13 protein-coding genes are annotated in these 14,733 nt (G+C 52.7%); 9 read left to right on the forward strand and 4 right to left on the reverse strand.

Translation table 11 applies throughout. The annotated features are described in order from the left end of the window. Positions 1-16: 16 nt before the first annotated feature. The 3 genes from xylA to HF894_RS13025 form a co-directional block, all read right to left on the reverse strand. On the reverse strand, positions 17-1,333 hold the full coding sequence (gene xylA, locus HF894_RS13015; RefSeq protein WP_204972939.1) for a xylose isomerase: 1,317 nt from the start codon (positions 1,331-1,333) through the stop codon (positions 17-19). Positions 1,334-1,395: 62 nt separating this feature from the next. Then, the gene (locus HF894_RS13020; protein ID WP_204969051.1) at positions 1,396-2,880 is read right to left on the reverse strand and encodes a xylulokinase; all 1,485 of its coding nucleotides are present in this window, start codon (positions 2,878-2,880) and stop codon (positions 1,396-1,398) included. Positions 2,881-2,886: 6 nt separating this feature from the next. Continuing rightward, complete coding sequence (locus tag HF894_RS13025; protein ID WP_246593240.1) at positions 2,887-3,609, reverse strand: NUDIX hydrolase; 723 nt, start codon at positions 3,607-3,609, stop codon at positions 2,887-2,889. 418 nt (positions 3,610-4,027) lie between these two features. Between HF894_RS13025 and fabD the strand changes: the two genes are divergently transcribed. From fabD to HF894_RS13055, 6 genes are all read left to right on the forward strand, one after another. After that, positions 4,028-4,915 (forward strand): ACP S-malonyltransferase, encoded by an 888-nt coding sequence (gene fabD, locus HF894_RS13030; protein ID WP_075316944.1) that lies wholly within the window; start codon positions 4,028-4,030, stop codon positions 4,913-4,915. A 78-nt stretch (positions 4,916-4,993) separates the two neighbouring features. Continuing rightward, the gene (locus HF894_RS13035) at positions 4,994-6,145 is read left to right on the forward strand and encodes a lactonase family protein (RefSeq protein WP_204969052.1); all 1,152 of its coding nucleotides are present in this window, start codon (positions 4,994-4,996) and stop codon (positions 6,143-6,145) included. Positions 6,146-6,295: 150 nt separating this feature from the next. Further along, positions 6,296-7,414, forward strand: coding sequence for a DUF362 domain-containing protein (locus HF894_RS13040; RefSeq protein ID WP_075316946.1), 1,119 nt, complete (start codon positions 6,296-6,298; stop codon positions 7,412-7,414). Positions 7,415-7,441: 27 nt separating this feature from the next. Then, on the forward strand, positions 7,442-7,954 hold the full coding sequence (locus tag HF894_RS13045) for an ECF transporter S component (RefSeq protein WP_075318861.1): 513 nt from the start codon (positions 7,442-7,444) through the stop codon (positions 7,952-7,954). Positions 7,955-8,216: 262 nt separating this feature from the next. Next, positions 8,217-9,035 (forward strand): patatin-like phospholipase family protein, encoded by an 819-nt coding sequence (locus HF894_RS13050; RefSeq protein ID WP_075318863.1) that lies wholly within the window; start codon positions 8,217-8,219, stop codon positions 9,033-9,035. Between the two features lie 40 nt (positions 9,036-9,075). Next, the gene (locus HF894_RS13055; protein ID WP_204972941.1) at positions 9,076-10,776 is read left to right on the forward strand and encodes an alpha-amylase family glycosyl hydrolase; all 1,701 of its coding nucleotides are present in this window, start codon (positions 9,076-9,078) and stop codon (positions 10,774-10,776) included. Positions 10,777-10,884: 108 nt separating this feature from the next. Here HF894_RS13055 and HF894_RS13060 read toward each other — a convergent pair whose 3' ends face one another. Beyond that, entirely contained in the window at positions 10,885-11,121 is a 237-nt protein-coding gene (locus tag HF894_RS13060) for a DUF6965 family protein (protein WP_021848226.1), read from the reverse strand. A gap of 294 nt (positions 11,122-11,415) precedes the next feature. Here HF894_RS13060 and HF894_RS13065 point away from each other — a divergent pair, with 294 nt between their 5' ends. Genes HF894_RS13065 through HF894_RS13075 form a run of 3 tightly spaced genes read left to right on the forward strand, consistent with a single transcriptional unit; the run spans position 11,416 to position 14,603 of the window. Next, positions 11,416-12,081 (forward strand): DUF2461 domain-containing protein, encoded by a 666-nt coding sequence (locus tag HF894_RS13065; RefSeq protein WP_075316949.1) that lies wholly within the window; start codon positions 11,416-11,418, stop codon positions 12,079-12,081. A gap of 32 nt (positions 12,082-12,113) precedes the next feature. Continuing rightward, positions 12,114-12,560: a YhcH/YjgK/YiaL family protein gene (locus tag HF894_RS13070; RefSeq protein ID WP_021848228.1), complete on the forward strand. Its 447-nt coding sequence runs from the start codon at positions 12,114-12,116 to the stop codon at positions 12,558-12,560. 33 nt (positions 12,561-12,593) lie between these two features. After that, a complete protein-coding gene (locus tag HF894_RS13075) occupies positions 12,594-14,603 on the forward strand; it encodes an alpha amylase C-terminal domain-containing protein (RefSeq protein WP_075316951.1) in 2,010 nt (669 codons plus the stop codon). The last annotated feature ends 130 nt before the right edge of the window (positions 14,604-14,733 follow it).

Consider the following 14,733-nt stretch of genomic DNA (forward strand, 5'->3'; position numbering starts at 1 on the left):
CATTCCCCATTAATTATTAAGCGTACATATTCACAATGGCCTCATACAGTTCCTGCTTGCCGCTGGTCTGTTTCGGTTCACCATTCTGCTTGGCGTATGCCACGACATCTTCCAGTGTCAGCTTGCCGTCTTCGAAGTCCTTGCCAAGGCCACTGTCGAAAGAGGCATAACGCTGGGTCAGCATCTGCTTGTAAGGTGACTCCTCGAGGAGCTTGGCAGCGCTCTCCAGCGCACGGGCCATAGCGTCCATGCCGGCAATGTGGGCGATGAAGATGTCCTCCAGGTCGGTGGAGTTGCGGCGCGTCTTGGCGTCGAAGTTCGTGCCGCCGTCCTTGAAGCCGCCGCCGCGGATAATCTGCATCATGGCCTGGATGAGCTCAAAGTTGTCGATGGGGAACTGGTCGGTATCCCATCCGTTCTGATAGTCGCCACGGTTGGCGTCGATGGAGCCCAGCATACCGTTGTCCACAGCCACGGCCAGTTCGTGCTCGAAGGTGTGTCCGGCCAGGGTAGCGTGGTTCACCTCGATGTTCACTTTGAAATCCTTGTCCAGCCCGTGTGCCTTCAGGAAGCCGATGACGGTCTCCGTGTCCACGTCATACTGATGCTTGGTAGGCTCCATAGGCTTCGGTTCCACAAGGAAGGTGCCCTTGAAACCGCGGGCGCGAGCATAGTCACGGGCCATGCGCAGCATCGTGGCCAGGTGTTCCTTCTCACGTTTCTGGTCGGTGTTGAGCAAGCTCATGTATCCCTCGCGACCGCCCCAGAAGACGTAGTTCGATCCGCCCAACTCGATGGTGGCGTCAATGGCGTTCTTGATCTGCACGGCGGCACGGGCTACGACGTCGAAGTCGGGATTCGTGGCGGCGCCGTTCATGTAGCGCTTGTGGCCGAAGACATTGGCCGTCCCCCACAGCAGTTTGATGCCCGTCTCCTGTTGTTTCTGTTTCAGGTAGGCTACGATTTCCTTCAGATTGGCTTCGTATTCCTCGATGGTGTCGGCCTCGGCACAGAGGTCCACGTCGTGGAAGCAATAGTACTCGATGCCCATCTTCTGCATGAACTCAAAGCCCGCGTCCACCTTGTGCTTGGCAGCCTCCACGGGATTAGCCGAGTCGTTCCACGGGAAAGTCTTCGTGCCGCCGCCGAACTGGTCACTGCCCTCGGCGCACAGCGTGTGCCACCAGGCCATGGCGAACTTCAGCCATTCGCTCATTTTCTTGCCCATGATGAGCTTGTCGGCGTCATAATAACGGAACGCCATGGGATTCTTACTCTCTTTACCTTCAAACTTAATCTTTCCTATGCCAGGAAAATACTCTTTTGTTGCCATAATCTTTCTGATGTTTTGTGAGGCCAAGGCCTCGATTTCTATAATTATTATTTATTTCCAAGTCAAATCATTTTCTCCAATAACTGTTTCCAGCGGGTATATGCCTCGAGGTATTCTTCGCGCCGCGTGTCGTCCGGCTCGATGACGGCCAGACGCTCCAGCGTGGCGAAGGCCTCTACATGGTCGCGATAGATACCTGCACCGATACCCGCCCCCTTAGCAGCACCAACGGAACCATCTGTATCGTAGAGCTCGATGGTGGCGCCCGTCACGCCCGCCAGCGTGTCGCGGAAAACGGGGCTGAGGAACATGTTGGCTCGTCCGGCGTGTATCTTCTGCACGGGGATGCCCATCTGCTCCATGATGTCGATGCCATACTTGAAGGCAAAGACGATGCCCTCCTGCGCGGCGCGGGCCACGTGGCGGCGGTCGTGCAGGTTGAAGTTCAGGCCACAGACGGAACAGCCCGTCTCACGGTTCTCCAGCATACGCTCGGCACCGTTACCGAAAGGCAGGATGCTGACGCCAGCACTACCTATGGGCACTTGGGCAGCCAAGTCGTTCAGTTCGGCGTATGAAATGCCTTCGGGAGCCACATTGCGCTTCACCCACGAGTTGAGGATGCCCGTACCGTTGATGCAGAGGAGTACGCCCAGGCGGGTCTGGTCGGCCGTGTGGTTGACGTGCGCAAAGGTGTTGACACGGCTGCGCGAATCGTAGTTCACCTCGCCGTTCACGCCATAGACCACGCCGCTCGTACCTGCCGTCGAGGCGATCTCACCGGGGTTGAATACATTGAGCGAGAGGGCATTGTTCGGCTGGTCGCCCGCACGGTAGGTGACGGGGGTTCCCTCGGCCAGGCCCAGTTCGCGGGCTACGTCGGCCTTCACCCATCCCTGCTCTGCGAAAGTAGGTCGGATATCGGCTATCAGTGAGTGGTCAAAGCCGTAGTAGTCCATCAGGAAATCGGCCACGCAGCCGCGACGGAAATCCCAGAACATGCCTTCGGACAGTCCGGAGACGGTGGTACACACCTCGCCGGTCAGACGCATGGCAATATAGTCGCCAGGAAGCATTATTTTATCTATCTGTTCATACACCTGCGGCTCGTTCTCCTTGACCCATGCCAGCTTGGCGGCGGTGAAGTTGCCCGGCGAGTTGAGCAGATGCGTCAGGCATCGTTCCTGTCCCAGAGCTTCGAAAGCCCGCTGTCCGTAGGACACAGCGCGCGAGTCGCACCAGATGATGGCCGGCCGTAGCACTCGTTGTTCACGGTCCACACACACCAGCCCATGCATCTGATAGGAGATGCCGATGGCCTTGACGTCCCTGCCGTCGGCACCGGACTCGTGAAGCACAGCCTGCGTGGCCAGCTTCAAGTTCGTCCACCAGCTTTCGGGATCTTGTTCAGCCCATCCCTGCTTAACAGCCAGAATGGGTGCCTCCGTCTTCGGATAAAAAGCCGAGGCCACACACTTACCGCTCGCGGCATCTACCAAGCTCGCTTTGACGGACGAGCTTCCTATATCATAACCTAATAAATACATGATCGTTTATCTTCTTTTTTTATTATAGATTTTTTTGTCAAATCGGTAATAGCGTGCCGCACGATGTGCCACGCCCTGTTGCTTCTCTTCCAGCGGTACCACGTAGTCCATTATTGCTATCTTTTTGTGGAAGTTTCGCACATCGATAGTCTTATTATATATCAGTTCATAAAGGCGACGCAACTGCTGGGCGGTAAACTTACGAGGCAATAGATCGAACAACATCGAAGGATTAAACTCGACGTACTGACGAATGAAGATCAGCGCCTCGCGAATAATCAGGTTGTGGTCGAAAGCCAGGTCCTTCACTTCAGGCAAAGCTACCCAACAAGCCTGATAGTCATCCAGATTCTTACTGAGGGCACGATCGATCTTTACCAGCGACAGATAGGCAATGGTCACGATACGGTCCACCTTCGACTGAATGGCTCGTTCCAGCCAGTGAACGTCTTTGGGGTTTTTCGTGCGGTCTTTGGAGCCGAAAGCCTTGAACTGTGTCAAGCGTACCGACTTTAGTCCCGTCAGCTCGTTTAGCACGCGTTTGGCAGCACCGTCCAGGTCTTCATCCTGGTAAATCAGGCTGCCGGGCAGTTTCATGTCGTGGAAGATTTCACCGCTCTCCTCTCCCATTCGCTTCACGAGCAGCACCTTCAGTTGCTCTCCGTCAAAACCGAAAACGACGCAATCTACAGAGATGTGGTTATTGGCAAGTGGCATTGCATGTTCCATATCGTTTATTTCTTCTTTTGTTTTGCAGTGCAAATATAGGCATGTTTATAAAAAATATAAAAGCAGAAAGCATGTTTTTAAGCATATAGTAAATTTCTATTTTACAAATAAATACATATCATATATAGTACAATATATAAAAAGCTTCTTATCATATGAAATACAATATGTATAGAAATGGGAAAGGATAATTGTAAGCCGCAATACCTACGGCAGGGCGCAACATATCTATTATCAAGACTTTCGGCGAGAAGAAAGGGGTAGCCAGAGAGAGCATCTTAGTGTATTCCAAAGAAGAAAACACACCCGATTGCACAAAAAGACTGAATTTGTGTGGTGGTTAACAGAAAAAGACCTACCTTTGCAGCGCTTTTCAGAAACAAAAGCTTATTTTTTACAAAACCAAATAATTAAAAAGATGAAAGCATTTGTATTTCCGGGCCAAGGCGCCCAATTCGTAGGAATGGGCAAAGACCTGTACGAAAACTCGGCTCTGGCCAAAGAATTGTTTGAAAAAGCCAATGATATCCTCGGATATCGCATTACTGATATCATGTTCAACGGTACGGACGAAGACCTCCGTCAGACCAAGGTGACACAGCCTGCCGTATTCCTCCACTCCGTTATTTCCGCCCTCTGCATGGGCGACGATTTCAAGCCCGAAATGACTGCCGGTCACTCGCTCGGCGAATTCTCAGCCCTGGTTGCTGCCGGTGCCCTGAGCTTTGAGGACGGCCTGAAGCTGGTATATGCACGTGCCATGGCCATGCAGAAGGCCTGCGAGGCTCATCCCTCTACCATGGCTGCCATCATCGCCCTGCCGGACGAGAAGGTTGAGGAAATCTGTGAACAGGTAAGCAAGGAAGGCGAAGTTTGCGTAGCTGCCAACTTCAACTGCCCGGGACAGATTGTTATCTCCGGCTCCATCGAAGGCATCAACAAAGCTTGCGAACTGATGAAGGCAGCCGGCGCCAAGCGTGCCCTGCCATTGAAGGTAGGCGGTGCTTTCCACTCTCCGCTGATGGATCCTGCTAAGGTAGAACTGGAAGCTGCCATCAACGCCACCAACTTCCACACGCCGAAGTGCCCTGTTTACCAGAACGTGGATGCCCTGCCCCACACTGATCCGGCAGAAATCAAGAAGAACCTCGTAGCACAGCTCACGGCTTCCGTACGCTGGACACAGTCTGTAAAGAACATGATTGCCGACGGTGCTACCGAATTCACTGAATGCGGACCCGGCGCCGTACTGCAGGGCTTGATCAAGAAAATTGACAGCACAGTCAATGCCCACGGTATCGCATAATCCAAAATTCTATAAAAATCACATAAAAGGCTGCATCATCTCCTGAACGACGCAGCCTTTTTTTATCCTTAATGAGCTATGAACAAGAAACTAATCTTATGCTGTGCAGGCATTGCTATACTAACAGGCTGCACAGGGAAGAAGTCCCAGCAAGCAGCCACAACATCCGTTTCGGATACTCTCTATATGCTGGTGGGAAGTTACGGTCCTGCCGACCAGGAAGGTATCAAAGTCTATAAATTCAACCAAGCGATTGGTGAGGGACAATACGTGAGCGGAGTGAAAGGTATCTCCAACCCCTCCTACCAGACTGTCTCGAAGGACGGCAAACGGGTATACAGCGTAGGCGAAGACGACGGTGGAACGGCCAGTGCCCATACCCTGACGTTCGACGCCGCCACTGGCACCTTGACCCTCATCAATTCCCAACCCACGCAGGGTGCTGCCCCTTGTCACATTGCACTGAGCCCTGAAGAGGACTACGTCGTAACGGCCAACTACAACGGCAGCAACATTTCCCTCTTTCCGCTCGATGGAAAAGGCCGCCTGAAGCCAGGACAGACCATCGGCTTCGAAGGCAGCGGTCCCGACAAGGAACGCCAGGCCATTCCCCACCTGCACTTCGTCTACTTCACGCCGGACAACCATTACCTGCTGGCCAACGACCTCGGTACCGACCGCATCCACCGCTTCCCGCTGAACACCCGACAGAAGGGCAGCAACACGCCGTTGGTGGACAGACAGCGTGCTTCAGACATCCGGTTGACTCCCGGCTCCGGCCCACGCCACGCCGTATTCTCCGCCGACGGCCGCTTTGCCTACCTCATCACGGAACTTTCCGGCGAAGTAATGGCCTTCACTTATGACGGCGATAGCCTGAGTCTGATGCAGACCGTCCAGGCCGATACGCTAGACGCCCGCGGCAGCGCCGACATCCACCTCTCGCCTGACGGACGCTTCCTCTACGCCTCCAACCGCCTGAAAGGCGACGGACTGGCCATTTTCCGCGTTAACCCCGAGGATGGCACGCTCAGCAAGGCGGGCTATCAGCCAACAGGCATCCATCCACGCAACTTCGTTCTGACTCCCAACGGACAGTATCTGCTTGTGGCCTGCCGCGACACCGACGAGATCCAGATCTTCGCCCGCGACGCCTCGACCGGCCTGCTGACAGACACGGGCCGACGCATCAAAACAACCAAACCTGTCTGCCTGAAATTCATTGATTGAGACATCCACATCTGTACACCGATTACAGCCGTCGCTACCCCGATTACGGAAAGAAAGGCGACGGCTGATTTTTTTAGTTACAAATACCTATTTATATGGATATTTTCCGTTAATTTTGCCACAGATGTAATTACGAATAGGTAAAAAGACATGGAAAAAGCAAAAGTTTACTTCACAGACCTGCGCACTTCGCCCACCTCCAACCTGCTCGACAAGATGGAGCGCCTGGTGAAGAAGGCAGGCATCGCCCAACTGCCCTTGAAGGACAGTTTCGTGGCCATCAAGATACATTTCGGCGAGCCGGGTAACCTGGCCTACATCCGCCCCAACTACGCCGCACGCATGGCGAACCTGCTGCGCAGCTACGGCGCCAAACCATTCCTGACCGACTGCAACACGCTCTACTCCGGCCGCCGCGCCAACGCCGTGGACCATCTGGAAAGTGCGATGGAAAACGGCTTCAACCCCATCTCCGCCCAGTGTCAGGTCATCATCGCCGACGGCCTGAAGGGCACGGACTACCGCGAAATACCCATTGACGGCAAATACTGCAAGGCACCCAAAATCGGTACCGCCATCGCTGACGCAGACATCATCATCAGCATGACCCACTTCAAAGGACACGAACAGGCTGGCTTCGGCGGCGCGCTGAAGAACCTGGGCATGGGAGCCGCCGCTGTTCCCGGCAAACTGGAACTACACGCCTCCGCCCAACCGAAGATTGACACGGCGAACTGCATCGGCTGCAACATTTGCGTGAAGCACTGTGCCCACGACGCCGTCCATCTGAACGCCGACCGCAAAGCCGAGATTGACTACTCGAAGTGCGTGGGCTGCGGACAGTGCGTCGCCCTGTGCCAGCACGACGGTGCCGTTGTTGGTAGCTGGGACACGTCGGAGAACATGAACTACAAGATAGCCGAATATACCAAGGCCGTGCTCAAGGACAAGCCCCACTTCCACGTCAGCTTCGTGATGAACGTATCGCCCGAGTGCGACTGCTGGAACCACAACGACGCCGCCATCATCCCCGACCTGGGCATCCTGGCTTCGACCGATCCCGTGGCTCTCGACCAGGCCTGCGCGGATCTGGTGAACCAGACGCCCGTGCTCCACGGTAACAATGTGCTGGGCAACAAGCACGAGCACGACGACCTTTGCGGCTGCGACAAGTTCCACCTCATCCACCCCAACACCAACTGGCAGGCCGGACTGGAACACGCCGAAGCCATCGGTATCGGCACCCGCAACTACGAACTGATTGTGTAACCCATAAAGAACATAAAAACCATGATGATGAATACATCTGCAAAACTCTATTCCCTCCCGTTCGGGAACGTAAAAACCTATCTATTTGCCCTGCTGTTCGTAGCAGGCAACATCCTTTTGCCGCAGCTCTGCCACCTTCTGCCGCTGGGAGGCCCCACTCTGCTGCCCATCTACTTCTTTACACTCGTGGCCGCCTATAAATTCGGGCTGCGCGTGGGTCTGCTGACAGCCGTTCTGTCGCCCGTAGTCAACCACCTGCTTTTCGCCATGCCTGCTGCCGCCGTATTACCCGCCATCCTCATCAAGTCCACTTTGCTGGCCGTGGCCGCCTCGATCGTAGCCCGTCGGGCCAAGGACAAGGTGCTGTTCGGAGGCCTGCTCGCCGCCGTACTGGCCTATCAGGTTGTTGGCACAGGCTTCGAGTGGCTGCTCTGCGGCGACTTCCACCTGGCTGCACAAGATTTCCGAATCGGCGTACCGGGCATGCTGCTCCAGTGGCTGGGCGGTTACTGGGTGCTCCGTGCTCTGGCCCGCAAATAAGGGGTCCCGAAAGGTCCCGCTTCTGAAACGCTCCCCCTTCCGCACCGCAGGCGGCCTCCGAAGGCCCTGCCTCGCACCGGAAGGGGGAGCGTCTCGTTTGCCAAAAGATTTTAGCTACCTGTCCGACCCCTCGGAAGAGCAGAAAAAAATATTTTTCTACACAAACAAGGCCTCGGGAATCCTGCCGAATGCGTTTTTCTGCCCGACTTTCTTTCTTCTTTTGAGAAAATCACTAACTTCGTGCCCGATAAAAAACATGTTTATGGAAGCGACTGCCAACAACTATTTCACCTATAAATACCCGACAGGCTTCGCCCTGAGCGGGGGCTTCATCAAGGGTTTTGCCCACCTGGGCGTCATGCAGGCCCTGCTGGAGCACGGCATCCGCCCCGACGTCCTCTCCGGCGTCAGTGCCGGAGCCTTGGCGGGCGTCTTTTATGCCGACGGCAACGAGCCGCACGACGTGCTTCGCTTCTTCGCCGGCCACACGTTCCAGGATCTGACGAAGCTGGTCATCCCCAAAGTGGGGCTGTTCGAACTGGACGAATTCATCGACTTCCTGCGCACCAACCTCAAGGCCAAGCGCCTGGAGCAACTGAAGACGCCGCTCATCGTGACGGCTACCGACCTGGACCATGGACGGCTAGTCCACTTCCACAAGGGTGACATTGCCGAGCGCGTGGCCGCCTCGTGCTGCATGCCGGTGCTCTTTGCACCTGTCTGCATCGACGGCACCAACTACGTGGACGGTGGCGTGCTGATGAACCTGCCCGTGAGCATCATCCGGCGTATCTGCGAGAAGGTAGTGGCCATCAACGTCAGCCCCCTGCTGGCGCCCAAGTACAAAATGAACATTGTCAGCATCGCCCTGCGCTCGTACAACTTCATGTTCCGCTCCAACACCTTCCCCGAACGCGAGAAGGCCGATCTGCTCATCGAGCCCACCAATCTGGCCGATTACAGCAACCGCGAACTGGAAAAAGCGGAGGAAATCTTCATGCACGGCTACGAAACGACACAGGAGACCATTGCCCGCCTGCTGGAGGAAAACGGGAGCCTCTGGAAGACGGAAGAAAAATGAAAACCCGATCAACAACCCAACAGTAATAACATAAAAAACCATGAACGACATCGACAACAAACTCATCATCTACCAAGTGTTCACCCGACTCTTCGGAAACAACAATAACCACTGCATCCACGGCGGCAGCCTGGCCGAAAACGGCTGCGGTAAAATGGCCGACTTCACGGGTAAGGCCCTGGGCGAAATCAAGCGGCTGGGTGCCACGCACGTCTGGTACACGGGCATCATCGAGCACGCCACACAAACTGACTACCGACGCTACAACATCCGCCCCGACCATCCTGCCGTAGTCAAGGGTAAGGCCGGTTCGCCCTATGCCATCAAGGATTACTACGACGTAGACCCCGACTTGGCCAAGGACGTTCCCGGACGTATGAAGGAATTCGAAAATCTGGTACAGCGTACCCACCGCACCGGCCTGAAAGTCATCATAGACTTTGTGCCCAACCACGTGGCACGCCAATACCACTCCGACGCCCAGCCCGACGGCACTTCACAGCTTGGTGCCAACGACGATCCACATTATGCCTTTAGCCCCTACAACAACTTCTACTACATCCCGCAAAGCGAGCTCCACGGGCAGTTCGACATGCAAGGCAGTGCTGCTGAACCCTATCATGAATATCCCGCCAAAGCTACGGGCAACAACTGCTTCGATGCTTGCCCTACGATTGACGATTGGTACGAGACAGTGAAACTGAACTACGGCGTAGACTACCAGAACGGTGGCACCCGCCACTTCGACCCTATCCCCGACACGTGGGAAAAGATGCGGGACATCCTCCTCTTTTGGGCCGCGAAAGACATAGACGGCTTCCGCTGCGACATGGCGGAGATGGTGCCCGTCGAATTCTGGGGATGGGCCATCCCACAAGTAAAAGAAAAGTATCCCCATCTGCTCTTCATCGCCGAAGTCTATAACCCCTACGAATATCGCAACTACCTGGACCGCGGCCACTTCGACTACCTGTATGACAAGGTAGGACTCTACGATACACTCCGCGCCATCGTCTGCAGTAACGAATCGGCTACCGCCATCACCCGTTGCTGGCAAAGTTTGGGTGGCATCGAGCAACGCATGCTCAATTTCCTGGAAAACCACGACGAACAGCGCATCGCCTCCGACTTTTTTGCCGGAAATCCTTGGAAAGCCATCCCTGCCTTGGTCGTATCGGCCTGCATGAATACCAACCCCATGATGATCTACTTCGGACAGGAGTTTGGCGAACCCGGCATGGATCACGAAGGCTTCAGCGGACGCGACGGACGTACCACTATCTTCGACTACTGGAGTGTGGGGACCATCCGCCGTTGGCGCGACGGCGGCAAGTTCGACGGGCGCATGCTGACCGACGACGAACAACGTCTGCATGACGTTTACCAGCGCGTCCTCACCCTCTGCCGTCAAGAGGAAGCCATTGCCCACGGCCTGTTCTTCGACCTGATGTATGCCAACATTGGCGGCTGGCGCTTCAACGAACACCGCCAGTATGCCTTCCTCCGCAAACACGGCAACGAAGTGCTGCTCATCGTCGCCAACTTCGACTCCGCCACTGCCGACGTGGCAGTCAACATCCCTTCCCACGCCTTCAGCTACCTGCAAATGCCGCAAGTAGAACACTACCAGGCCGTCGATCTGCTCACTGGCGTCGAAGAAACCGTCTGCCTGCTGCCCTACAAGGCCACAGACATAACCGTTAAAGGATACAGCGCAAAGATACTGAAGTTCACGCTGTAAACAGACAAAAGAAATGCCCGGCACACCGTCCCTGATGCAGAATTTTGCATCAAGGACGAAATATGTCGGGCATTACCTATCAGAATCATTATCCGTTTTCTTGCAGCGTTACTCCGTATCCTTTCCTTCCATAATATCTTTCAACAGATACAATCGCGTAATAGCCGGATGATAAAACGGATCAGGGTAATGCGCTTTGATATCGTTCAAATTGGCCTGAACATAACGGTCTACATCGAAAATATGCTCTGCCTCGTTCAAATCCGCCTCTTTCGGGAAAGTGGCGTGAACCGCCCAATCACACAAGGCCTTGACGCTTTCTTCATCGTATGAATACTCTTTCATGATGTTTCTTCTTATTTTTTATGCAAAGATAAGAGAAAAAATCATTTTCCTGCTGAACAAAACAGATACTTCGTCTGTTATATAAATGTGTTTTTCATAGTATTAGATATAAGATTAATTGAGACCAGAAGCCGGCTTGTGAAAGTAGGTGGAGGCACAACAGAGGCGTCTGTTGATTTAATGAATGCTTTAAGAGCATCGGTTTACCCCAAAACCGATGCTTTTTTTTACCATTATTTGGCATTTTAGAAATATTATTCGTAAGTTTGTCACATTGATAAAAAGAGACAGAATATGGACATTCCTGTTATATTCCGGTATTTGAAAGACCTGGCCGCCAATAATAATCGCGACTGGTTCAATGCCCATCGCGATGCTTACGAATCGGCCCGTAGTGAATTCGAAAATCTCTTGACGGCTGTCATCGCACGCATTTCAACGTTCGACGAAACGATTCGTGGTATCGAAGCCAAAGACTGTACCTACCGCATCTACCGCGACACACGTTTCAGCCAAGATAAAACGCCCTACAAAATACATATGGGAGGCTATATCAACGCCAAAGGAAAAAAATCAGATCATTGTGGCTACTACATCCATCTGCAACCCGGTAACTGTCTGCTGGCCGGAGGAAGCTATTGTCCCCCTCCTGCCCTGCTGAAAGCCTTGCGCCAAGCCGTATATGACAATATCGACGAGTTCCGAGCTATTGTGGAAGATCCCGCTTTCAGCCACTACTTCCCTGTCGTCGGCGAAACGTTCCTGAAAACTGCCCCGAAAGGCTTTCCCAAGAATTTCCCTTACCTGAAATACCTGCAATGCAAGGAATATACCGTCAACTGTCCCTTGTCTGACGATTTCTTTCTGGCTCCAGACTTCTTGGACCGTACAACAGATATCTTCCGTCAGATGAAACGCTTTGCAGACTTCGTAAACTACACGATAGATGATTTCGAATAAAATTGATTATAACTAACTAAAACATTTGGATTATGGTAATAGACAAACTGGAAAACATAGAAAAGTATGTATCACTGAACCCTCTGTTCGCCCAAGCCGTTGAGTTTTTGAAATCGCGTGACTTGAATACGCTTGAGCTTGGCAAAACTGAACTGAAAGGCAAGGACCTGCTTGTAAACGTAACGGAGACCAAGCCCAAGACCAAAGAACAAGCACGCCTTGAAACCCACAGAGACTTTATCGACATTCAAATCCCCTTATCAGGAACCGAAATTATGGGTTATACCCCCGCTTGCGATTGCCTGCCTGCTGATGCCCCTTACAACGCAGAAAAAGACATTACCTTCTTCGAGGGACTGGCTGAAAGCTACATCGACGTGAAACCCGGCATGTTTGCCATTTTCTTCCCTCAGGACGGACATGCTCCTGGCATCACTCCCGATGGCGTGAAGAAAATTATCGTTAAAGTAAAAGCTTAAATTAAATAGAACCAACAATAAAACTCATCCGTTATGGAAACACTTAATCTCATAAAAAACGATCCTTGGCTGGAGCCTTATGCCGATGCCATAAACGGACGTCATCAGTATGCGATAAGCAAGGAAGCCGAGCTAACAAATAATGGAAAAAAGACGCTCTCTGACTTTGCATCCGGCTACCTTTACTTCGGTCTGCATCGTACTGAAAGCGGCTGGGTTTTCCGTGAATGGGCTCCCAACGCTACCCAAATTTTTCTGATTGGAACTTTCAACGGCTGGAAGGAAGAGAAAAAATTCAGCCTGAAACGTAAAAACAACGGTAATTGGGAACTGAAACTCCCGGCTGACGTACTGAAACACGGCGACCTGTACAAACTGAAAGTGTACTGGGAAGGCGGATGCGGCGAACGCATTCCTGCATGGGCCACCCGCGTCGTACAAGATGATGAAACTAAGATATTCAGTGCGCAGGTATGGGATCCCGAGAAACCGTACAAAATGAAAAAACGCGCCTTCAAAGCGGCAACCGATCCATTGCTGATCTACGAATGCCACATCGGCATGGCGCAACAGGAAGAAAAAGTAGGCTCCTATAAAGAATTTCAAGAAAAAGTTTTGCCACGTATAGCTGCGGACGGCTACAACTGTATCCAGATCATGGCTATCCAAGAGCACCCTTACTACGGCAGCTTCGGTTACCACGTGTCTAGCTTCTTTGCCGCTTCGTCACGCTTCGGCACTCCCGATGAACTGAAGGAACTGATTGATACGGCTCACAGCATGGGTATTGCAGTCATCATGGACATTGTACATTCACACGCTGTGAAGAACGAAGTAGAAGGCCTGGGCAACTTTGCCGGCGATCCCAACCAATACTTCTATCCCGGCGACCGCCACGAACATCCGGCATGGGACTCACTCTGCTTCGACTATGGCAAAAATGAAGTCATTCACTTCCTGCTCTCCAACTGTAAGTACTGGATGGAAGAATATCGCTTCGACGGTTTCCGTTTCGACGGTGTGACCTCCATGCTCTACTACAGCCACGGACTGGGAGAAGCATTCTGCAACTATGGCGACTACTTCAATGGCCATCAGGATGACAATGCCATCTGTTATCTGACCTTAGCAAACCGACTGATTCATCAAGTAAATCCTAAAGCAATCACTATAGCTGAAGAAGTGTCGGGTATGCCCGGCCTGGCCGCCAAGTATGAAGATGGAGGATACGGCTTCGACTACCGAATGGCCATGAATATCCCGGATTACTGGATTAAAACTATTAAAGAAAAGATCGATGAAGACTGGAAACCTTCAAGCATGTTTTGGGAAGTAACCAACCGCCGTTCCGACGAGAAGACCATCTCGTATGCCGAAAGCCACGACCAGGCACTGGTGGGCGACAAGACCATCATCTTCCGCCTGATAGACGCAGACATGTACTGGCACATGCAGAAAGGCGACGAGAATTACGTTGTGAAACGCGGTATTGCCCTGCACAAGATGATCCGCCTGCTGACAGCCACTACCATCAATGGAGGTTACCTCAACTTCATGGGCAACGAGTTCGGACATCCCGAATGGATAGACTTCCCACGCGAAGGCAACGGATGGTCGTGCAAGTATGCCCGTCGCCAATGGAACCTGGTAGATAACAAGAACCTAGCCTACCATTACCTGGGCGACTTCGACGCTGCCATGCTGCAGGTCATCAAGAGCATTAAAAACTTCCAGGCCACTCCCGTACAGGAAATCTGGCACAACGACGGCGACCAGATACTCGCCTATATGCGTAAGGATTTGGTATTTGTTTTCAATTTCAATCCAAAGCAGTCGTTCACCGACTACGGATTCCTGGTACCCGCCGGTTGTTACGAAGTTATTCTCAACACCGACGATCCCGCTTATGGAGGTTACGGATTTGCCGACGACAGCGTGAAACATTTCACCATCCCCGACCCTCTCTATAAGAAGGAAAAGAAAGAATGGATGAAACTATATATCCCTGCGCGTACAGCTGTTGTGTTGAAAAGAAAGAAGTAAGGGGCGTTAGAAATTAAAAGGGGAGGGTGTGTCGTAATACGCGATTCACCCTCTTTTCTTTATCAACGATAAGAGCGTTGTTAACTTTTTCAAGCAGCGATATTCTGAAGATAATCTCGATATTTTGTTC

The sequence above is a fragment of the Caecibacteroides pullorum genome, from assembly GCF_019239235.1.
GTDB lineage: Bacteria > Bacteroidota > Bacteroidia > Bacteroidales > Bacteroidaceae > Bacteroides > Bacteroides pullorum.